This is a genomic window from Lederbergia ruris, assembly GCF_018332955.1.
In the GTDB taxonomy this organism is placed as follows: Bacteria; Bacillota; Bacilli; order Bacillales; family Bacillaceae_C; genus Lederbergia; species Lederbergia ruris.
Map to the genome: position 1 here is coordinate 86,984 of NZ_BORB01000014.1, position 22,122 is coordinate 109,105.

20 protein-coding genes are annotated in these 22,122 nt (G+C 39.3%); 14 read left to right on the plus strand and 6 right to left on the minus strand.

Translation table 11 applies throughout. The features are described from left to right. Nucleotides 1-123: 123 nt before the first annotated feature. A complete protein-coding gene (locus KI363_RS10070; protein WP_212966253.1) occupies nt 124-1,047 on the plus strand; it encodes a S66 peptidase family protein in 924 nt (307 codons plus the stop codon). Nucleotides 1,048-1,143: 96 nt separating this feature from the next. Here KI363_RS10070 and KI363_RS10075 read toward each other — a convergent pair whose 3' ends face one another. From KI363_RS10075 to KI363_RS10085, 3 genes are all read right to left on the minus strand, one after another. Continuing rightward, nucleotides 1,144-2,505, minus strand: a complete 1,362-nt coding sequence (locus KI363_RS10075; protein ID WP_212966254.1) for an ABC transporter substrate-binding protein — start codon at nt 2,503-2,505, stop codon at nt 1,144-1,146. 137 nt (nt 2,506-2,642) lie between these two features. Then, nucleotides 2,643-3,467: a sugar phosphate isomerase/epimerase family protein gene (locus KI363_RS10080; RefSeq protein ID WP_212966255.1), complete on the minus strand. Its 825-nt coding sequence runs from the start codon at nt 3,465-3,467 to the stop codon at nt 2,643-2,645. Between the two features lie 3 nt (nt 3,468-3,470). Further along, nucleotides 3,471-4,553 carry an oxidoreductase gene (locus tag KI363_RS10085; protein WP_212966256.1) on the minus strand — a complete coding sequence of 361 codons (1,083 nt, stop codon included), beginning with the start codon at nt 4,551-4,553 and terminating at the stop codon, nt 3,471-3,473. A gap of 714 nt (nt 4,554-5,267) precedes the next feature. Between KI363_RS10085 and KI363_RS10090 the strand changes: the two genes are divergently transcribed. The 3 genes from KI363_RS10090 (at nt 5,268) to KI363_RS10100 (ending at nt 8,906) form a co-directional block, all read left to right on the plus strand. Further along, entirely contained in the window at nt 5,268-6,137 is an 870-nt protein-coding gene (locus KI363_RS10090) for a sugar phosphate isomerase/epimerase family protein (protein WP_158321371.1), read from the plus strand. A 414-nt stretch (nt 6,138-6,551) separates the two neighbouring features. Then, nucleotides 6,552-7,532, plus strand: coding sequence for a Gfo/Idh/MocA family protein (locus KI363_RS10095; protein WP_158324023.1), 981 nt, complete (start codon nt 6,552-6,554; stop codon nt 7,530-7,532). Nucleotides 7,533-7,823: 291 nt separating this feature from the next. Then, complete coding sequence (locus KI363_RS10100) at nt 7,824-8,906, plus strand: Gfo/Idh/MocA family protein (RefSeq protein ID WP_158324022.1); 1,083 nt, start codon at nt 7,824-7,826, stop codon at nt 8,904-8,906. 270 nt (nt 8,907-9,176) lie between these two features. On the opposite strand, the gene rpsD is transcribed toward KI363_RS10100, so the two are convergent. Then, the gene (gene rpsD / locus KI363_RS10105; RefSeq protein WP_158324021.1) at nt 9,177-9,779 is read right to left on the minus strand and encodes a 30S ribosomal protein S4; all 603 of its coding nucleotides are present in this window, start codon (nt 9,777-9,779) and stop codon (nt 9,177-9,179) included. A gap of 345 nt (nt 9,780-10,124) precedes the next feature. Here rpsD and KI363_RS10110 point away from each other — a divergent pair, with 345 nt between their 5' ends. Continuing rightward, nucleotides 10,125-11,522, plus strand: coding sequence for a sensor domain-containing diguanylate cyclase (locus KI363_RS10110; RefSeq protein WP_212966257.1), 1,398 nt, complete (start codon nt 10,125-10,127; stop codon nt 11,520-11,522). Nucleotides 11,523-11,915: 393 nt separating this feature from the next. Here the strand turns inward: KI363_RS10110 and msrC are convergent, their stop codons facing one another. After that, complete coding sequence (gene msrC, locus KI363_RS10115; protein ID WP_246516828.1) at nt 11,916-12,395, minus strand: free L-methionine (R)-S-oxide reductase MsrC; 480 nt, start codon at nt 12,393-12,395, stop codon at nt 11,916-11,918. A gap of 197 nt (nt 12,396-12,592) precedes the next feature. Here msrC and refZ point away from each other — a divergent pair, with 197 nt between their 5' ends. The 5 genes from refZ to KI363_RS10140 all read left to right on the plus strand — a co-directional run bounded on the left by refZ (nt 12,593) and on the right by KI363_RS10140 (nt 18,133). Further along, complete coding sequence (refZ, locus tag KI363_RS10120; protein ID WP_212966259.1) at nt 12,593-13,246, plus strand: forespore capture DNA-binding protein RefZ; 654 nt, start codon at nt 12,593-12,595, stop codon at nt 13,244-13,246. Between the two features lie 262 nt (nt 13,247-13,508). Further along, nucleotides 13,509-15,224 carry a septation ring formation regulator EzrA gene (gene ezrA, locus KI363_RS10125; protein ID WP_158324017.1) on the plus strand — a complete coding sequence of 572 codons (1,716 nt, stop codon included), beginning with the start codon at nt 13,509-13,511 and terminating at the stop codon, nt 15,222-15,224. A 125-nt stretch (nt 15,225-15,349) separates the two neighbouring features. Beyond that, on the plus strand, nt 15,350-16,492 hold the full coding sequence (locus tag KI363_RS10130; RefSeq protein ID WP_158324016.1) for a cysteine desulfurase family protein: 1,143 nt from the start codon (nt 15,350-15,352) through the stop codon (nt 16,490-16,492). A gap of 4 nt (nt 16,493-16,496) precedes the next feature. Beyond that, entirely contained in the window at nt 16,497-17,705 is a 1,209-nt protein-coding gene (gene thiI, locus KI363_RS10135) for a tRNA uracil 4-sulfurtransferase ThiI (protein WP_158324015.1), read from the plus strand. Nucleotides 17,706-17,932: 227 nt separating this feature from the next. Then, nucleotides 17,933-18,133: an alpha/beta-type small acid-soluble spore protein gene (locus KI363_RS10140; protein ID WP_158324014.1), complete on the plus strand. Its 201-nt coding sequence runs from the start codon at nt 17,933-17,935 to the stop codon at nt 18,131-18,133. 118 nt (nt 18,134-18,251) lie between these two features. Here the strand turns inward: KI363_RS10140 and KI363_RS10145 are convergent, their stop codons facing one another. Next, complete coding sequence (locus tag KI363_RS10145; RefSeq protein WP_158324013.1) at nt 18,252-19,055, minus strand: NAD kinase; 804 nt, start codon at nt 19,053-19,055, stop codon at nt 18,252-18,254. A 128-nt stretch (nt 19,056-19,183) separates the two neighbouring features. Between KI363_RS10145 and sppA the strand changes: the two genes are divergently transcribed. From sppA to ytfJ, 4 genes are all read left to right on the plus strand, one after another. Next, nucleotides 19,184-20,188 carry a signal peptide peptidase SppA gene (gene sppA, locus KI363_RS10150; RefSeq protein ID WP_158324012.1) on the plus strand — a complete coding sequence of 335 codons (1,005 nt, stop codon included), beginning with the start codon at nt 19,184-19,186 and terminating at the stop codon, nt 20,186-20,188. A gap of 15 nt (nt 20,189-20,203) precedes the next feature. Next, on the plus strand, nt 20,204-20,692 hold the full coding sequence (locus tag KI363_RS10155) for an RDD family protein (protein ID WP_212966260.1): 489 nt from the start codon (nt 20,204-20,206) through the stop codon (nt 20,690-20,692). A 110-nt stretch (nt 20,693-20,802) separates the two neighbouring features. Next, nucleotides 20,803-21,438, plus strand: coding sequence for a DUF2953 domain-containing protein (locus KI363_RS10160; RefSeq protein ID WP_158324010.1), 636 nt, complete (start codon nt 20,803-20,805; stop codon nt 21,436-21,438). Beyond that, nucleotides 21,431-21,898, plus strand: coding sequence for a GerW family sporulation protein (ytfJ, locus tag KI363_RS10165; RefSeq protein WP_212966261.1), 468 nt, complete (start codon nt 21,431-21,433; stop codon nt 21,896-21,898). The genes KI363_RS10160 and ytfJ overlap by 8 nt, the downstream gene beginning before the upstream one ends. Nucleotides 21,899-22,122: the final 224 nt, after the last annotated feature.

Genomic DNA, 22,122 nt, shown 5'->3' on the forward strand with positions numbered 1-22,122 from the left:
GCAAGCTTCAACCCTTAGAAGGTAACCCCATTTCATATTTTGATTCTTTAGGTCATGAATGTTTCCAACCTCTAATATACTGTTATACAGAGATGGTATGACACTTCTCAAGGGGGAGAAACTATGGCAACAAGGCCGCCTATTTTGCAACCAGGTGATACAATCGGCATTGTGACATTGGGCAGTCCATTAGAGGCAAGTGTGATTGATGCACGGATCAGTACACTCTTAGATATGGGGTTTACTGTTGTGTTAGGTCAATTTGTCTATGCTCAAAATGGGTTTCTCGCTGGCACGGATCAGGAACGGGCCGCTGATCTAATGGCTATGTTTGAAAATGACCAAGTCAAATTAATTTTAGCTACCCGGGGTGGCGTTGGGGTCGCCGGAATTCTTCCTTATCTTGATTATGAATCAATTAGGCGTCATCCAAAAATTATAACGGGCTATAGTGATATGACAATATTATTGAATGTCCTCTATCAATATACCAATTTAATCACTTTCCAAAGCCTCATGTTGATCGACTTTCAACTGGAGACACCACCTTATAATTTCGATCAGTTTTTTACAGCTACGTCTACCCTTTTGTCACCTCGGTTGATCTCTAACCCACCGGATATCCCGCTTGTAAGTCGAGTGCCTGGAAGTGTCACGGGGCCAATTGTAGGAGGCAATCTGGCGTCTTTTGTTGACAACTTAGGAACTCCTTTTGAAATTGATACAAGGAATAAAATTTTGTTCTTAGAGGAAACGCATGAACCGATAAATAAAGTCTACAGATATATGAATCACTTGAAACTTGCTGGCAAATTTGCTGACTGTATCGGCATTATTTTAGGAGAGTGTACAAATTGTCAACTTGCTTACGGGAAGTCCTATGAAGATTTGATCAATGAATTCGTTGTTCCGCTTGGAAAACCACTTATGACGAATCTCATGACTGCACATGGCACTTATAAAGCTGCTATCCCAATCGGCGCAATCGCCAATCTGAATACAATCAACAATACATTAACCATACTTGAACCGACTGTTAGCGTGTAAGGGGAATCCAAGCATTTCTAAAAAGATGTGACAACTCCCATAAATAGCCATTCAAGAATCAAATCCTGAAGGAACTGTCCCTCAGGATTTGAGTTTTTATTGTGAATTTTTGGCATCTTGGATCTTTGCGGCAGATTCCTCTTCAATCACACGAAGGTACTCATTGCTATCCATATCTGATTCAGAATATCTTTTAAGGTCCAAGTCTACGTATTGATCCCACTGACTAATTTGTTCTGGTGGTGTTGCGGGTGGATGGGCAAAAATGGAAGCTACATTTTTATCGTGAGTTGATTCATAATCTTGAAAAAATTGATCTAGGACACTTTCATCCGAACTTGAAGGGCCAATTCCATTGCGGGAAGCCCATTCCTGGTATTCATTCTCTGTAAAATAGGTGATTACGTCAAAAGCAGCATCTTTATGTTCACTCTCTGGGTTGATGCTTAAAGCAATAATACCGCCATCTGGTCGGTGACTTACCGCCGGACCATTATCCCAAACTGGTAGAGGAGCGACATCCATATTTAGGCCTTCGACATCTTTCCACCAGTTTAATCCTTGCACAAATGCCGTCACCATGGCTGTCGTTTGATCCCCGTCAAACCGGCCTTGATCGAAGGCCTCCACATCGCTTTTTCCTTGAATATCTAATATTTGATCAATTAGGTCAAAATATTGGCCAAATTCTGGTTGATCAAATAGTACTTCACCAGTTTCTGGATCTGTTTTATTCACTGCTAACTGCTGAAGAGGCGTCTCAGCATTTCCTAAATCAAGCCCTCGATAATGGACTCCATTTCGTTCGCCAGTTAAATTGCGGGCAAGCTCTAGTGCTTCGCTCCATGTCATATCAGCGGTTGGGTAAGGCTGCCCAAATAGATCAAAAATATCTTTATTATAGAACAAAACATGGTAAATAATTTCATAAGGCAAGGCTAGTAATCTACCTTCTTTATCCTTCGAGCGAATCGAATCAAGAAAAACAGGGTTGATATGACTTACATCATACGAATGTTTTTCAATCAATTCACTTAAATCATAATCAAGCTCTAGATATTCCATCGTTTGCTGAGAAAGCTCAAAGAAAATATCGGGAGATGTCCCACTTGCGAATACCTCTTCTAAATCTTCTTGTCCAGAGCCTGATCTCACTTGTTCTAACGTAATATGGGGGAACCGCTTTTCAATCGGCTCTTTAAAGCGTTCATTAAACATATCCTCTTCCCAATGGACAAGTACTGAGATCGTAACAGGTTCCTTTTCATCCGCTTCATCCCCAGATTCCACGGAGTCAGAAGAATCTGCTGAACCTGCTTGCTTTGAACCAGTCTCCTTCTGGTCAGAACAAGCTATGCACAGTAAGCTTGCACTTAAGATCACTAGCAAAAGAATTATCAATTTGGAAATCGCTTTCATTTCTTTATCCTCCAATATGGTAAATTTGAAATCTTCCATACACCTCCTAAGTCAAAACATATTATACGAAGGAGGGAGTATGTGTCACAAATATATGCACGTATATATAGATATATACACTATATCTACCCTATCAAGAAGTATTTTTGAAGGTTTGCCAGCGTATGAATGATTTATCATCCAACGTAGGCACTTTTTAATGTATTTAAGCCATGTTGGGCGACTTCAAGAGCTGATTTATTTTTATAATCAGTGATAAATAATTCTAAGGATAAATAGTCTTTATACCCTATTTCTGCCAATGCATTTCCAATTGCAAACGTATTGGATATACCTTCTCCAGGAAAAACGCGATCCGCATCCTCTAGTTCGTCTTTCGGTGGAGAGGGAGGGTAATCATTCACATGGACAATGCCAATTTGATTTGCTTGTAAGGATTGTAAATTTGCAAAGTTACTCCCCCCGATATACATATGAAAAGGGTCAAGCAGCAATTTTGCATTTCTCACCTGGAGCTTTTCCAGCACTAATTGGGCCTGCTCTAATGTAGAGAGTTGTGGCGATTTTCCCCAAAATTCAAGCAGCGGTTCTACGCCTATCTTGCGACCAAGTGTGACTAGCCGATCAAAGTGCTGAGCCATTTCATCTAATGTAACCGATTTTACTTCACCAAAGGGAGGAGCAGCAATTGAAAGACAGCCTAACGAGGCTAGAAGCTCCATTTCCTCTTTCGCTTGTTTGAAGGCTGCTTCTCGAGTCTCATGGTCCTCATCCGCCCATTTGAAAAAAGCAATCGCATTGATCAGCACGAGATCATTTCTCTTTAATGCCGCTTGAATGGTTTGGATACTCCCGCCCTTCTCCAAATAGGTTTCAATATCACGTATCCATAGCTCGATACCATCGTAGCCTGCTTGCTTTGTTATTTCTATTTGTTGAATAACATCAAGTTCAAAAGGGAACAAGGTTGAGGCATTGAGGGCTGTTTTAAATGGAAACATGATTCATACTCTCCCTTTCAGTGCGTTTTTATCATGGACGAATAACGTGCGCCCTTCTTGATTGCTTTGTAAGGCTCGTTCAATCAATTGAATATTCATTCGAGCTTCCTCTGGTTTTACTTCAAGTTCGGCGCCCTCCATAATATGCTCATAAACATTTTGATAATAAGCTTGATAAGCACCAGGAAGTGTTTCGATTTTTCCTTTTACGGTTAATTGTCCGAGTGAGGTATAAATATCTCCCCATAGTTCTTCCGCTTCCTTTCCCCAGTGATTACTAGTAGCTGGGGATTGCCCATTGATTAACGCCCTTTCCTGAGGATCAACCCCAAATTTAATGAAGGACCCATTTTCTCCATGTAAAATATAGCGTGGACTTTCAATCCGCACAAAGGGGGAAGACTTCAATCGTACTTGCAAGTTCCCTTCATATCCAAGCGTGACGTCGAAATAATCATGGGCCACGCTATTTTCACGTTGGCTCTCAATTTTGGCTGTAATGGTATCAGGAGTTCCAAAAAGACAGACAGCCTGATCAAGGAAATGGACACCTAAATCATAAAAAACGCCCGTTCCTGTTCCAGCTTGCTCTCGCCAATTATTTCCTGAAACAATCGGGTTAAAACGATTCCATTGAAACTCACACTCTTTAATTCTTCCAAGTAAGTTTTTTTGCAACAATTCTTTAATGGTCATGAAATCGCCGTCCCAACGACGATTATGAAAGACGCTAAGCATCTTATTCTTTTCCTTTGCCAATTGTATTAATTCGTCTGCTTCAGCTGTTGTTGCTGTAAACGGTTTCTCTACAACGACATGTTTTCCAGCATTCAATGCATTACGAACAAATTCTACATGATGCGTACTTGGCGTTGTCACGATAATCAAATCAATCTCTGGATCAGCATATAGAGCTTCAGCGGATTTAACAACTTCTACCCACGGATAGCGCTCCTTTGAATGCTCACTTCTTCGTTCCACCACTTTCCTTAGACGTAAACCAGGAACAGAGGTAATGACAGGGGCATGAAACGTTCGACCTGCAAATCCATATCCAATCAAACCAACCTGAAGCTGGGGCTTCACAGCGAATCACTCCTATATTTGTAATTGAACATTCGGTTTTTTGTAACATTTCTAACTATTTCAAGGAAAGGACAGCTACTATTCTAAGACCTATTTTAAAACACTCAATATCTCACCTGCTTTCCATAAAGGACTCTTTGACCTTGCTCCAAGCACTTAGCAGATTATACGATTTATCATGGATGTTAAAAATAATATAGCACAGAATGGAAATTTTATGTAGGGAAAATAATATTAATATATATTTTTAGAATTTCAAGCAGTTCTTTCCGATTTTTAAAGTTGATATACCAACAACTATTAAAGAGGTTGACTATGGGAATTTTCGTGCAGAACTATGGATAAAAGGATATTCAATTAATGGCTTATCCAAAGGGGTCTAATAAAATGAACTACTACCAATGAAAATTTAATAATAAAATATATTGAACAAAAGAGCAGCCCAGGAACTACTAGACATAGGCGTTAGCGAGGTGGTAATTTCCTATTGACATATTAATATGATTAATATAGTCTAGCATAAAGTAAGCGCATACTTACACAGCGGTATGAGTATAATATATTGAATGGAGAGTGATGTTGTATTGGTATATTCAGATTTTCTCTTATCATTGCAGTCATGATGACTCTGGAATAAAATGATAAGCATCGTAATATATTTATCTTTGATGAAAAATTAGGATGTGCTATTTTAATAAAATTGGAGATGGTTCTATGAATTTTCAAATTGGGATGCGGATTCCCCCGCACATTGGTAAACAAGGAATAGAAAGGGTAGCTCATTGGGCAGCTGAAATTGGACTAGATGTGATTGATGTACCAGTTTATAATGCGGAGGTAAAAAAAGCCTTACAGGATGCTGGACTTCAAGTTGGTTCAATAGATCTTAGAAATACATCTGCTCTACTTAATCCAGATGAATTAGTTCGTGCAGAGGCAATCGAGTCCATCAAGCAACAAATGACAGAGGTGGCTGAGCTAGGTGGTAAGATTTTATTTATGGTGCTTGTTCCTCAAGATGCGAATCAGTCACGCGAGACCAGTTTCTCCATTTGGAAAGAGTCGTTTCCAGAAGTAGTAAAACAGGCCGAGGAGACGGGACTTTACATGGCCTTGGAAGGGTGGCCTGGACCAGCCCCACAATATCCTGCACTTGGGTGTACGCCTGAAACCTTAAGAGCGATGTTCCAACATATTCCATCCGAACATTTTGGGCTCAATTATGATCCATCTCATCTAGTTCGCTTAGGCATCGATCATTTGCGCGTTCTAACTGAATTTGCGGATCGCATCCATTATTGTCATGGGAAAGATACTGAAATCCTACCGGAGGAACTGTACGAATATGGAACGCTGCCGGCGACTTTTGGAGCAAAATACGGTTTTTCTGACGGTTCATGGCGTTATACGATTCCTGGTCATGGAGAAGTTGAATGGGACAAGGTAGCAGTTCGTCTAGAAACAATTGGATACCAAGGGGCAATCAGTATCGAATTAGAAGATCAGCGGTTTTGGGGATCATTAGAAGCAGAACAGCAGGGAATTACGAAAGCAAAAGAGCATCTTTCTTTGTATTTTAAGTAAAAGACTCTTTAAAAGGATGTTCAAAAAGTAAGGATCAAGTGGATGAACAGCTAAAGAACAAAAGCGCAAGCGCCTGTTCAGCGACGTACAAATTTAAAGACTTCTGACGAGATAAAGGAAACACGGCGACGAAGGAGCCGATGTTGACTTATCGTAGGAAGAAGGCGTAAATTTGCTAGTCGCTAGTCGCTAGGCGCTGGAGCTGGATGTCAAACCGTAACGTAAACAGTTATCCACAAGTCGAGAATTTTATAATTTCCTAGACCACAAGGATAAACGGCTAAGTTCGCGCCGTCCTGGCGCAACGCTGTTCTGACCAACGTCCTGTTGGCCTAAATTCGCGACAACAATCGCAACGCCTTTGTGACCTGCGTCCTGCAGGCATAATCTATTTATGAGGGGAAGAAGGATAGCATGGAAAAAATTCGCGTTGGTTTTATAGGAACAGGTGGTATTTCGAATTTGCATGGAGACCATTTAGTAGTACTTGATTATGTAGACGTTGTGGCGGTTACGGATCCCAATCCCAAAAATAGAGAGAATTTTATCACGAAGTATCAACTGACTGATGCAAAAGAATTTGTCCATCATAAAGATATGCTGCAGGATATTTCGTTAGATGCTGTTATTATTTGTTCCCCACATACGCTACACTTTGAACAGGCCATGGATGTCATGAATCATGGATGTCACGTACTGATCGAAAAGCCAATGGCTTGCTCAAAAAAAGAAGCGGAGGAATTGATCGACACTGCTGAAAAACTAGGAAGAGTATTACAGGTATCGTATCAACGTCACTTTGAACCAGAGTTTATGTATATCCGCGATGCAATCGCCAATGGAGAAATCGGGAAGCTAACGTCTGTTACGGCCTCCTTATATCAACAATGGGGACATGGCCCTAATAATGTATGGCGTAAAAATCCCGCGTTATCTGGTGGTGGGATGTTAATGGATTCCGGGAGCCATATTTGTGATGTACTGCTCTGGACAACGGGATTATCGCCAATCGAGGTATCGACACAAATGGAAAGTCATCATTCCCCAGTAGAATTAGATTCATTTACAGCCATCCGGCTTGAAAATAATGTGATTGCTGGTTTGAATATTGTTGGGTATGCCCCTATTTGGCATGAGACGTATGCATATTGTGGTGATAAAGGTGGGATCTTCTTTGATAATGGAAAGATTACCCTTCATCGATTAGGCGAAGAACCGATTACACCAGAGCTTCCGAAAAAGACAACGAACCAAGACCAAAGCTTTTTTGATGCAATTTTAGGAAAGCATGAGGTGAAGGTCCCAGGGAAATTTGCTAAAGAAGTTGTCAATCTTACAGAAATGATTTACGAGGCAGCGGGGTATCATCCATTAGAAGATGAAATGGTAAAGTAAGAACGAGAGATTTTTAGTATTATTTGGAAAATCATAGCCCATTAAGTTCTAATCTTTTCAAGGGCTATGATTTTTTGAAATGGATAAGCAGGATATTTCCTAGAAAGATAGAAATATAGTAAGATGTGGGAATTCACACAAAAAAGAATGCGTTGTCTTTGTACAAGAGAGGAATGGAATAGAAAGTTTGCGAGCAGCCAGTAATTTAGCGACTGAGGCAAGCATGAATATTCTCCCGTACATTGTAACAGGACAAGGCTTTTTAAAAAACTGATTAAAGGGTGGAAACATATGGATAGGAAAGTAAAAATAGGAATTATTGGCAGTGGAGGCATCGCTGGCGCACATGTTCGTGCATACAAACAAATGCCTGATGTGGAAATTGTGGGAGTTGCAGATGTGATTCCAGGAAAAGCTGAGGAATTTGTACATAGGCATGAATTATTGGATGCCCAGGCATTTGATAGCCATCTAGAGTTGTTGGAGCTAGACCTTGACGGTGTAAGTGTTTGTACTCCTAATATTGCCCATCACCAAACAAGTGTGGATGCTCTTAACGCTGGAAAACATGTTTTGGTAGAAAAACCGCTTGCGATTACGCTTGAACAAGGGATTGAGATGGTGCAAGCAGGTAAGAAAGCGGAGAAAATATTAACGGTTGGCTTTCAACCGCGATATGATCCAAATATGAAAGCTGTGAAAAAAATCGTTCAATCTGAATTAGGAAATGTCTACTATGTCCAAACTGGTGGAGGCCGCAGAAGAGGAATGCCTGGTGGCACTTTTGTCAATAAGTCATTGGCTGGTGCTGGAGCCATGGCTGATATTGGCTGTTATTCTCTTGATTTGGCTTTGAATGCTTTAGATTACCCAAAACCACTTAGTGTGTCTGCTTTCACTTCTAATCACTTTGGGACAAACCCTAAATACCATCCGGAAGCAGAGAAATTTGAAGTGGAAGATTTTGGTGTGGCCCTCGTTAGGTTAGAAGGTGGAAAGGTTCTTAATTTTAAAATTTCATGGGCAATGCATGCAGATTCCCTTGGCCCTACACTCTTTTTGGGAACCGACGCCGGTTTGAAACTGACTCCGGCGGGAAGCGGACCTTGGAGCGGTGTTTGGGATGGGGGCATTGGTTCGATTACGATGTTTCATGATGTTCAAGGTCATCATACAGAGAGCACCATTCCAGTCCAACAACATCAATATGATATCTTTTATGAAAAAGTTCGTGACTTTGTTGTGGCAATTAAGGAAGATAAGCCTGCACCAATTCCTGGTGAAGAAATCCTGATTAACCAAGCCATTATTGATGGAATCCTAAGGTCTTCTGAAATAGGGAAAGAAGTAGACATTGAAATCCCGGAAGTGTGAAGTGCTAGGTTCAAGAACAATTAAAAATTGATTTTTAACCTAGAAATAACCCCAAAACCTTTGTTATATCAAGGTTTTGGGGTTTTTATATGGATGCACGATATAGTTGCTAAACAAAAGATAATTTCATTCATTGAAGGGATTAAAAGTAGATAAATTGTGTGAACTGGATTTACATTTGTTGGAGTACAAACCTCATAAAAACAGAAAAACCCTAGAAGCGTTGTTACAACGCTTCTAGGGTTTTTCTTAGTTAGCTTAGCTCTGAACTTAACGTGAGTAGAACTCAACGATAAAGGCTTCATTGATTTCAGCTGGAAGTTCAGAACGTTCAGGCAAACGAGTGAAAGTTCCTTCAAGCTTGTCTGCATCGAAAGAAACATATTCAGGAACAAAGTTTGTTGCTTCAATAGATTCTTTGATGATAGCAAGGTTGCGAGATTTTTCACGTAGGCTGATTGTTTGTCCAGGTGTAACTTTGTAGGAAGGAATGTCTACACGACGTCCATCTACAAGGATATGACCATGGTTTACAAGTTGACGTGCTTGGCGACGCGTACGAGCTAGGCCAAGACGATAGACGATATTATCAAGACGCTGTTCTAGAAGGATCATGAAGTTTTCACCATGTTTCCCTTTCATCTTACCAGCTTTGATAAAAGTATTATGGAATTGACGCTCATTTACTCCGTACATATGGCGTAGCTTTTGCTTTTCTTGAAGCTGTAAGCCATATTCAGAAAGTTTTTTACGTTGGTTTGGACCATGTTGTCCAGGCGCATAAGGGCGCTTTTCAAGTTCTTTCCCAGTGCCGCTCAAGGAAATACCAAGACGACGAGAAAGTTTCCAGCTTGGGCCGGTATAACGAGACATAGAAGTCTCCTCCTTTGGTTTTATTTTTGTAAAATAAAAACCGATGAGACAGCAGTAATGGGTATTTTATTTTCATGTACCTTCGCCCTAGCAGCAGCGGGTTACACGATACACCTCATAAAGAGGAATAAAATACAAACATTATGTGTTCATTTAGGCTGCATTATTTTACACAACGACCATTATATATCGATATAACAAGGAAGTCAATATGGAGAAATATTTCTGTATTTATATAGGTAAAAAGTTCTATTCGTGGTACAATGATTATAATAGCATTTTCATAGAAAAACTAGTAGGTAGAAAAAGAAAAGATGTTTTGGGGATTGCATGGAGGGGGTTTACATGGAAGAGAAACCAAAAAATGTGCAAACTTTAGAAGAAAGGATTTTTAGGGAGTTGTTCAGAGTGACAGATAAATGTCATTCGTCTATGGACACGAACTTAGTACTTGCCGAAATCATTGATACATTGAAAAAGGTTTTTCCTGAAAACGATTACTATCTTTTTTTGTCTGATGATGAGGAAGTAGATGAGGAATTGCCAGTGAAAAGTCTTGAATTTGACACGGCCCATCACCTTGCGATTACGGCTTATGTCAACTCGACAATTGAAATAGAGTTAGCGGATTATCCATCCATTTATGCACCATTGCAAGGGAAGCAAGGGGTATATGGGGTTTTACAGGTGACCTCTCCATTACAATCGGTATTTGAAGATCTCCAAATTGATTTTATTCGCTTGTTGGCCAAGACTGCTGGAAATGCAATCGAAAATGCTAAGCTTTATCAACAATCTCAAAAACTAATTGGCAATTTACGCTTGATCAATGAAATTGCCCAAGCATTAAACACCATTTCTAGTTACAAAGAGGCGCTCCATTATTTGCATAGACAGATTACCCAAATATTTCAAATCTCTGAAGTAGGATATGTGATCTTGATGGATAAAAGACCGATCGTTTTACTTGAAAGTACTCCATTCTTTAAAGGAAGGATAGGAAAACGCCTCGTCCATTTTATCTTTGAACAAATTGGAAGTAATGAAGAAAGTTTATTTATGGGGAAAACAGAAAATTTGCCTGACAAGCTTGAAAGCAGTGTAGGCTCTATGATGGCTGTCTATTTTCATAATCAGTCTTGGAAAGGGTTTGTCATTCTAATTGGGGAAGAGCCATATACATTCACATTTGAAAATTTTCGCTTGTTTCAAACCCTTGTGCAGCGCTCATCTTTAAGTATTACCAATGTGTTTTTACGCGAAAAATTGGAACAAATGGTGATGACAGATCAGCTTACACAGTTATTTTCGAGAGGTTATTTAGATGGGATGATCAAAACATCCATGCAAAATGACCGTGAAGGTACCTTTATTTTAATTGATTTAGATGATTTTAAAAAAGTGAATGATACCTATGGTCATCTAGTAGGGGATAAAGTATTAATTCAGGTAGCGAAAGTGATTCAATCGAATCTCCGAACAACAGATACAGCAGCTCGTTGGGGCGGGGAAGAGCTTGCTGTTTACCTCCCCGGTATTTCTTTGGAAAATGGATTAGTTGTTGCTGAACGATTACGAAAGCATATTCCAGAGAAGACTAATCCTCAAGTAACCATATCTTGTGGGATTGCGAATTGGGGAACAGATCAACCTGGTGATGTATCCGATTTATTCAGACGTGCCGATACAGCTTTATACGAAGCGAAGAACTCTGGCAAAAATCAAATTAAAATTTCATCTTAAGAAAGAAAGAAGATCCGCCTTACGATTAGGCAGATCTTTTTTTATCTAGCCCTTATAGAGGATGTTCAAAAAGTCCGGTAAAAATGACACTGCGAATTTCTTCGTTGGCTTGCTTTTCCTCTGCTCACGTATCAGGTGATAAGGATCTTCCGTTAAAATCGCCCACGTCCTGTGGGCAACACGGAAGTCAGTACATCCTGTACAAGTCCGCTCCTTGGAAAAGAAAACCACTTTTCCGGCGTGCGATGCGGATTCAGGGAAGCCTTCCTTGTGCTCAAAGCTACGCCGCCTCGAACTTTCGACGTACAGGATGTACTAGTGTCGGTGTTGCTGACAGGACGTCAGCGCCTTTAGCCGACTTGGTCCTTTTTATCCTCCTTTTTGAACACGCTCTTATAGAAAGCTTTCCAATGTTCGGACAAACTTTTCTAAATAAATTTGATCGGTATGATCAAAGCGGTTTTTTTTCGGACTATCAATGTCTAGCACACCAAATAGTTCCCCGTCCTTAAAAATAGGAATCACTATTTCTGATTGGGATGCTGCATCACAGGCGATATGTCCAGGAAAGGTATTTACATCTTCTACCACAATCGTTTTTCCCGATGCGGCCGCCGTTCCACAGACTCCTCTCTCGAAAGGGATTCGAACACAAGCTGGTAATCCCTGAAAGGGTCCTAAAACAAGTTCATGATTTTCCACTAAATAAAAGCCTACCCAATTAATCCGGTCTAAAAATTGATTAAGGAGGGCAGACGCATTACTCAAGTTTGCAATGGAATTTGTTTCCCCCTCTAAAAGGGCCTTAAGCTGTTTTATGACAAGTTCATATTGTTCCTTCGTATTGCCTTCATAGGTTTGCGTCTTAAACAAAATCATCGCTCCTTTTCTCTCTTTCGACATTTTCAAAAGAAACTGTCGATAAGTATTGAAAGGAATTATTCATAACTTACCGAAATGGTTTGTATCGGCAAGATTTCCAAATCATAATGGACTGAAATCCTATCAAAAAATTTTATAATATTTTCTCATATTTAACTAAATTGTTCAAGAGATCGGGGGACGGAATAATGGCAACTCGGCAAGGAACAACAAAAGAAGCAATTGTAGAAGCGGCAATTGAATTGTTTTATGCTAAGGGGTATAAGGGAACAACGATCCGTGATATTGCATCAGAAGCAAATATCAATCCTGCTAATATCTCTTATTACTTTAAAGGTAAACAAGGGCTGTTAGAAGAATGTCTGATACGATTTTTTGAGCCATACTTAAAATGTTTGGAAGAAGAAATCGGAAAGTTGGATAAAGATCAAGCAGATCATTGTCTGAAAAGAGCGATAAAGCGAGTTTTAGTCTTTCAAAGTGAGCATAAATTACTTGCACGTTTTGTTTGGAGGGAAATCAGTATTGATTCCCAAACCTCCCGTGAAATCATATCATCTTATTTAATGAAAGAACGATTCTTTTTGAAAAATTTGATTCATGGCACTTTGAAAGAGCAAAAAATGGCCTTTCCCATTAGTATGTTAATCATTCAATTAAAAGGAATACTTATGATGCCCTATGTAAATAGTGTATATGTATCTGAAGTTTGGGGAATGGGGCCACATGAACCTTATTTTATTGATAAATATCATTCAGTGATATGTAAATGGTTAGAATCATGGTCAGGTTCCCAAACATTTGTAAAGCCGATCGAATCCGCTGCTTCAATCGGCTATTAAACAGCACCTTTATACCTATTAAGGTAAATAGAAACCAGCAGGACTTTGTTTGGAATGCGCGACGAAATTTGTCGCGCATTTTGCCATTCATTCAAAAAACCTACCTTCTTCAGCAACTATTCTTTTTTTTATCGTAAAAAAAATGCTTTTCATAGTCAAAAATTGTCGTTGACATGGTATTATAGAGGAACATAACATAAAATTTAATTTTCATTATTTATATAAATGCATACAGGAATGACTGAGAAACAGGGGGCTTACAATGAATTACGGTGTGGAGATTTTAATATCTGCAATTTTGATCATACTGATTTTATTCGTAGTTGGATACATAATAAGGAAAAAATATTATAAAGAGGTTGATCAGCTAGATTCTCAAAAATTAGAATTGATGAACCGTCCGATTGCGGAAGAAATGGCAAAAGTGAAGCAATTAAATATGACGGGCGAAACGGAGGAAATGTTTGAACAGTGGCGTAACGCTTGGGATGATATTTTGACTGTGCGTTTACCTCATGTCGATGAATTGATTTTTGCCTCCGAAGAATTTGCTGACAAATATCGTTTTAAGCAAGCGAAAGAGAGTAATCTCAAAGTAAAAGAATTGCTAAACGATATTGAAAAGGACATGGATGCCATTCTTAAGGAATTAAATGAAGTCGTTGGTAGTGAAGAAGAAAATAGAAAAGAAATGACGGATGTATTCAAACAATATCAAGAAAATAAAAAATATCTTTTAGCCCACCGCCATCTATTTGGTATAGCAGGTGAAAAGCTAGACAATTTACTAAAATCAGTTGAAGCGAAAATCAAGCATTATGAGGAACTAACAGACCAAGGTAATTATTTACAAGCCCGAGAGGTTGTTCTAGTTCTTACATCAGAAATGGAGGAATTAGGAGAGAGAATGGAAAAAATTCCTGATCTTCTAACGGAATGTCAATCCATTCTTCCAGCGCAAATCGATGATCTGAAAAGTGGTTATAAGGAAATGAGCCAGCAAGGCTTTATACTGGAACATCTGCAAATGGAAAAACAAATAGAAGAATTATCGAAGGAAATCGAACATTATCTGGGATTCTTAAAAGATGCGAAGGTAGCAGCTGTTGAAGAAGGACTTCAAGATATAAAAGACAAAATCGAAACTCTTTACGATTTGCTAGAAAAAGAAGTGTATGGGAAACATTATATTATACAAGAAGTTGAAAATGTCGAAAGTACACTTGAACAATTGTTAGAAAAAAATAATGCAATGAACCATGAAATTAAGATTGTCCAAAATAGTTATCAATTACAAGATAACGATCTTAAAATACCGAAGAAGTTAGATAAAACCTTCAATCAATTGGTGAAACGATACGAACTTTTAAAAGCAAAATTAACGGATCAAATGACTCCCTATTCGCAATTGGAAGAAGAACTAAAGGATATTGATGAGCAATTGAAAAATATAAAACAAGATCAAGAAAAATTTACGGAGCGTCTTCATAATTTGCGAAAGGATGAATTGGACGCTAAAGAAAATGTTTATGCATGTCAGAGAAAGATCAAAGAAATCATCCGGCTTGTCCATAACAGTCATATGCCTGGACTCCCGGCTGATTGTGAATCTCTATATGACCATGCAGAAGAGCAAATTGAAAATGTTTTTAAAAGCTTAAATGAAAAACCTTTGAATATGAATTTAGTTCAGAAACATCTCGATGAAGCGAGGGATACAGTTGATCATCTTTATGAGAAAACGGAGGAGCATATTGAAACAGCCCAATCTGCAGAACGTGTGATTCAATATGCAAACCGTTATCGTCGGCAAAGTGCTGAATTAGCAGCCAATCTCGAAGAGGCAGAACAGGCCTTTCGAGGCTATGAATATATGGCCGCACTGGAACAGGCAGCAACTGCACTAGAAAAGGTAGAACCTGGCGCCTTAAAACGCATTGAGGAAATCTACGAGAGCCATGAATATTCTCGTTCTTAGCCGAAATCGTTATGAATAGAAGTATAGGGTAAAATAAGAGGAGCTTAAGCTCTTCTTATTTTTTGTGAAAAAATATGGTATGATTATTAACTGGAAAAATAATTAATAAAATAGAAGGTGTCATGTTGATATACTTTGATAATAGTGCGACAACGAAGCCGTATGAAGAGGTTTTAGATTCTTATCTAAAAGTGAATCAAGATTTTTATGGGAATCCCTCATCCTTGCATAATTACGGCGGAAAAGCTGAGCAGTTGATTACAGGAGCAAGACAACAAATCGCGGATGGAATCGGGGTAAAACCAGCCGAAATTATTTTCACTTCAGGAGGTACGGAAGGGAATAACCTGGCAATTAAAGGAGCGGCTTTAGAATATCAAAACAGAGGAAATCACATTATTACAAGTGAGGTGGAGCATTCCTCCGTTACGAATACGTTGAAGCAATTAGAAGAAAAATTCGGTTTCCAAGTAACTAGATTACCTGTACGGGCGGATGGACTCCTTCATCCTGATGACATCGAACAAGCCATCACAGACCAAACTATCCTTGTCTCTTTGATTCATGTGAATAATGAAGTGGGAACCGTCCAACCAGTCAGAGAAATAGGTCAGCGGCTAAAAAAATATCCGAAAATCCTCTTCCATGTTGATCATGTTCAAGGGGCCGGAAAACTAGCGCTGCCATTTCATGATTCAGGGATTGACCTATGCACATTTTCAGCTCATAAATTTCACGGTTTAAAAGGGACTGGCTTTCTATACAAACGAACCGGCATTAGACTTGTTCCACTTTTAACTGGCGGAAATCAAGAGCAAACATGGAGAAGTGGTACAGAAAATACGGGAGGCATTGTCGCGATGGCCAAAGCATTCCGGTTAGTGGAACAGAAACGTCTTCATAAAGCTGAATCCCTTTTACAAGTAAGGGAATATTTATACGATGAATTGAAAAAAAATCAGGAGATTATCCTGCATACACCTGAGACTGCGGCTCCACATATCATCAATTTCTCTGTCGTAGGATTAAAGGGAGAAGTACTTGTCCATGCCTTAGAAGAAGCTGGATTTATCATTTCGACCACTAGCGCTTGTTCTTCTAAAGATAAAACGCCGAGTTCGACATTAACATCAATGGGGATTTCGGATGATGTTGCATTGGGAGCTGTTCGGATCAGCCTTACCTACGAAAATACAATCCAAGAAGCTACTCAATTTATAGAGGCACTAACACAAATCATCATAAGATTAAAAAAGGTAATGGGGTGATTCGATGAATTATGATAGAATCATGATTCGTTATGGAGAAATGTCGCTTAAAGGACGGAATCGAAAACATTTTGTCCATAAGCTAAAGAAAAATATCCAATTTATGTTACGAGACTTTGAGAAAATTCACATCGAATCTGGTTGGGATCGCATGTATGTAGTACTAAATGGCGAACCTGTAGAGCCAATTATAGAACAATTAAAGAATGTATTTGGGATTCAATCTTTTAGTCCCGTGATCAAAACAGAAAAGAAGATTGAGGCTATTCGGGCAGCTGCCTTGCAGATCGCGAAGGAAGTCCATTCTCCAGGAAATACGTTTAAGATTTCTGCCCGTAGGACAGATAAGACATTTGAATATGATTCGAATGAGTTAAATCATGCCGTCGGTGCCCATATTTTAATCCATCTTGACGATATTAAAGTGGATGTAAAGCAGCCTGATTTGAACCTTATTGTAGAAATTAGGCAGGATGCGGCCTATATTTCAGGTCAAATCATTCACGGTGCTGGAGGCTTTCCAGTTGCATCTTCCGGAAAAGCCATGCTGATGCTATCAGGTGGGATTGATAGTCCTGTTGCAGGATATTTGACGATGAAAAGAGGCGTTGGAATTGAAGCTGTTCATTTCCATAGCCCACCTTTTACAAGTGAGCGGGCCAAACAAAAAGTGTTGGACTTAGCAAGAAAACTGGCTCAATATTCAGGGAGTGTAAAAGTTCATGTTGTGCCTTTCACAGAAATCCAGGAGATCATTCATAAAGAAATTCCCTCTGGTTTTTCTATGACAGCGACTAGAAGAATGATGCTTCGAATTACAGAAGAAATTAGAAAAAGACAGGGAGGATTAGCGATTGTAACAGGAGAAAGTTTAGGGCAGGTAGCAAGTCAAACAATGGAAAGTATGCTCGCTATCAATGCTGTAACGAACACCCCGATTATTCGACCTCTTATTGCAATGGATAAATTAGAAATTATTCAAATTGCGGAAGAGATTGATACGATCGAAATATCTAACCGACCTTATGAAGATTGTTGTACCATTTTCACTCCACCAGCGCCAAAAACAAAACCAAAATTAGAGAAAGTGGAACAGTTTGAAGAGAAAGTGGATTGGAACCCTCTACTTGAAAAAGCGGTGAATGAGACTGAAACCATTATGATTAGTGCGAGGGCCCAATCCTCATCTGTAGATCTGGATAGTCTCTTATAGGGGATGTTTCATCCTCTTTTTTATATAAACTTTAGGCCTAGTTTCTTCCTGTGGTGTCTGCTAGACCGTGGTTGTTTGAACACGCACTAATCATTCTGATCGTTAAGAATATGAAGGGGTTAAAACGAGAAAACCAATTCTTTTGCGAATAACAGCAATTACCAATAAATTTTTGAATGGAGGCATGTGTTTTTGCACAATCTACACTTACAGGGAGGTGAAGACACATGCCAAATAATAATAGTAACCAACTTCTAGTTCCTGGAGCTGAACAAGCTCTAAACCAAATGAAGACAGAAATTGCTCAAGAATTCGGTGTAAATCTTGGGGCTGATACAACTTCACGTGCCAACGGATCTGTTGGTGGAGAAATTACAAAGCGCCTTGTTCAAATGGCACAACAACAAATGGGCGGTCGTGGACAATAAACGCATATAATATGGACCTGAGAGGCGGGATTCCCCGCCTCTCTTCATTGTCCTTTTATAAATCCTGGTTTTCACTCCTCATGCTGTCTGCTAAGACATGGTTGTTTTGAACACGCACTCACAGGAACGTTCTTTTTACTTTTTCCCAGAAGGAATTATTTTTTAATTTGATTGTTTTAATGCGGTGCTCACTTAATTGAATATCTACTTTCTCAACATGCTGAACACTTAAAGCTTCGTTATCCATGCCCATGGATGGATAATCATTGCCATCCTGGACAACTTTTAGTTGGAGGCTGCGCTCGCCACTTAAAATAAACGGGGAGCCTAAAGTACGATAAGTGTTATTGTTCAAGGAGGCTAGCTCCGTCACTTGTAAACAAGGCAATAACGGATCTACAACCGCTCCGCTAACGGACTTATTATACGCCGTACTTCCAGTTGGTGTGGCAATCACAAGCCCGTCACCACGGAAGGTTTCAAAGTGTAGACCGTCAATATATACTTCCATTACAAATGTTTTGATGATACCTGAGCGAATCGTGAACTCGTTCAAACAACGAAAAGAAGCTTCCCCATCAATGTTCACCTGGATTGTTGGATAACGTCTAACTTCCACTTGTTCCATTGTCGCCGCATCGATCATCTCGTGAATATTATCAATATGAAAATCGCAATAAAGTCCTTGATTGCCGCCAACAGCAATCCCAGCATACAGACAATCTTGCCTAAATCCTGTTTTCCGCACAGCTTGGAGAAACATTCCATCTCCGCCAATACTTGCAATGACATTGGCTTTTTGATGATCACTCACAATATTAAATCCATGTCGTTCTGCAGCTTCTTGTAAATTCATTATTTTTTCTGCTAGTTCTGTATCGTTCTTATGAAAAAAATAGAGATTATTTCTTTGGTCATTCATGATGACGGCCTCCTTCATGTAATTCAATGTTTGGAAATCGGTTTCTCTTTAGTTTATCATGACAATGAAACTTTTTAAAAGCATAGAACGTATGAAAGATTAGGCACATTTAGAAGGAGGAATTTTATATGAATGGGAAAAGGTGGATTGCTCTTGGTGTAGCAGCATTTGTGTTTTTTGTTTCCACCATTGTGAATCTTGCAAGTAGCTTTCTTTTTACAGACTTCACAAAACTGATCAATGAGGGTGTCGGAGTTAATCAGGCTTTTGCTGAGGAAGTGTTGGAATCTGGTAGCCCGTCGCAAAAAATAGCCGTGTTAGAAGTAGATGGGGTGATCCAGGATGTTGGGGAAGCATCGATTTTCCAAACAGCAGGCTATGTACATAAGGAGTTTATGAAACAGCTTAATCATGTAAAGGACGATAACACAGTAAAAGGGATTATCCTGCGCGTAAATTCTCCAGGTGGAGGAACGAATGAATCAGCAGAAATTCATCATAAACTCGTGCAAATTCGCGAAGAAACCGATAAACCAATCTATGTTTCCATGGGATCAATGGCAGCGTCAGGTGGATATTATATTTCGGCTCCGGCCAATAAAATTTTCGCTAGTCCAGAGACGATGACAGGTTCATTAGGAGTAATCATGCAAGGAGTCAATATTTCAGAACTAGCCGACAAATTAGGGATTGATTTTACAACGATAAAGAGCGGCCCATATAAAGACATTATGAGCCAATATCGTGACATGACAAAAGAAGAAAAAGATATTCTTGATTCCATGCTAAAAAATTCTTACGATGAGTTTGTGCGAATCATTTCAGAAGGTCGAGATATGCCCGAAACTAAAGTTAGAGAGATTGCAGATGGAAGAGTATATGATGGAAGGCAAGCAAAGGAAGTGGGGCTCATTGACGAATTTGGTTATCAAGAAGATGTGATTGAACAAATGAAAAACGATTATAAACTGAAAGGTGCTCAAGTCATTCGTTATAACGCTAGTGCTGGTTTTGGTTCATTATTCGGTGTTGTTGCTCAACAATTCGGTGGAAAAGAAGCAGAGATGCGGGGAATTACGAAATTGTTAACTCAGCCGAATGCGCCAAGGTTAATGTATCTTTATTCTGAATAAGAGGAGGCGATGTTCATGACGGAGAATTACGAGGAATATACAATTAATGGTAATGATGAGCTAAAGATTCAGCCAACAAAGATCATGAAGCAAAATCCCGCCTATGCTGGATTTTGGATGCGGTTTTGGGCCTATCTCTTAGATTTGATTATGATCTTTAGTATAAATGGAATACTCATTAAGCCGATTTTTCGCGGATTAGGATTTTCTCTCTCAGATGGGGGAATGTTCTCCGCGTATAGCATTGTGTCAGGGATCGTCTTCTATGCTTACTTTATTTTCATGACGAAATTTTTTCAGCAAACCATTGGAAAGATGGTTTTTGGTTTAAAAGTTGTTCCTTTGAAAGGAGAAACACTAGGATGGGGAACGATTATTTTCAGAGAGGGGATAGGGCGTTATATATCAGCCACGATTACTATACTTTACACTGTAGTGGCCTTTACACCGAAAAAGCAAGGATTGCATGACATCTTTGCTGATACATCTGTTGTGCATGCATGAGCGCAGACAAGTGACAGAACCCGCTTATTGATAAGCGGGTTTATTTTTTTCTTAGGTGGAAATAATGAATCTTTAGTTCCAACGCGTTATTTTCTTCGGAGGGATCGACTATGTCGTGGTTCGTTGTTTCAATTCTATCCTTTGTTGTTTTCATTTTTGTTATCGTTCCTTTATTGACAGTACAAATCTCCTTATCAGCCATTTTAAGTTCCTCTGTTATAAAAACGTACATAAAAGGAACCACTTTTTTTGGGTTGCTTCGTTTTCAAAAAGAATGGAGTTTAGCCGATGTTTTATCCATAGAAAAGGATGAAGTCGAGGAGCAGGTCCCTATTCATTTCTCTTCCTTTCTGGATGAATGGAAAAATATCCCGCAAAATATCAGGCCTTTTCAAAGGATCATCACTCAATTTTTAATAAAAATTAAAATGAATCAGTTTGAATGGAAGACAATCATAGGACTGGGAGATGCAGCCGATACAGGGATCGCATCTGGCATCATTTGGTCTATAAAGGGGTCTTTTGTTTCATGGTTAAGAAATTATCTTTCCTTTTATAAAAATCCAAACTTATCTGTGCAAGCAAATTATCAGCAAACAACTTTTGAATCGAATTTTCAATGTATGATGAAAATAAAAGTAGGAAATGCTATGTTAACAGCCTATAAATTAGCTAGAGAATGGAAAAGACAGAAAAAACGATCATTTGCACAGACTGAAAAAGACAGGAGGACATTCAATGCCTGATCATCCGATTCAAGCCCTAATGACAACCGCAATGGAAAATTTGAAAGATATGATAGACGTGAACACCATCGTCGGAGAACCGGTTGAAACACCAGATGGCGGTGTTATTTTAACCGTTTCAAAAGTTGGTTTTGGTTTTGCGATGGGAGGAAGTGAATTTAAAGGAGGTTCATCGGGAAGTAGTTCAGGTGGAAGCTCCTCTGATGAAGAATCAGGCGATGGCTCCCAATTGCCTTTTGGCGGTGGAAGCGGTGGGGGTGTATCGATTACACCAATTGCCTTCCTCGTTGTTAATAAACATGGAGTCAATATGCTTCATTTAGAACAAAATACGCATTTACTTGAGAAATTGATTGATAACGCACCTTCGGCTATTGAAAAGATTCAACAAATGGTCAAGAAAAATAGCCAACAACAACAAAATAAGGGGCAGAAAAGCGATTTAGACTTCGATATTTAGGCCAACAGGATGTTGATCACAAAGGCGTTGCGACGTACAGGAAGTACCAGTGCAAGGGAAGCGACAGGACGTCGCGTATTTAGCCTTTGACCTTACTGGGGATGTCTAAAAAGTCCCTAAAATAAATCAGGTGGAGAGAAACGATTTGTTTTTCTCCACCTGATTTTGTGTTTTTATGGTTTTTCCCTGAAAATAGTAGGCGAGTGCCTGCCACTTTCAGGAGA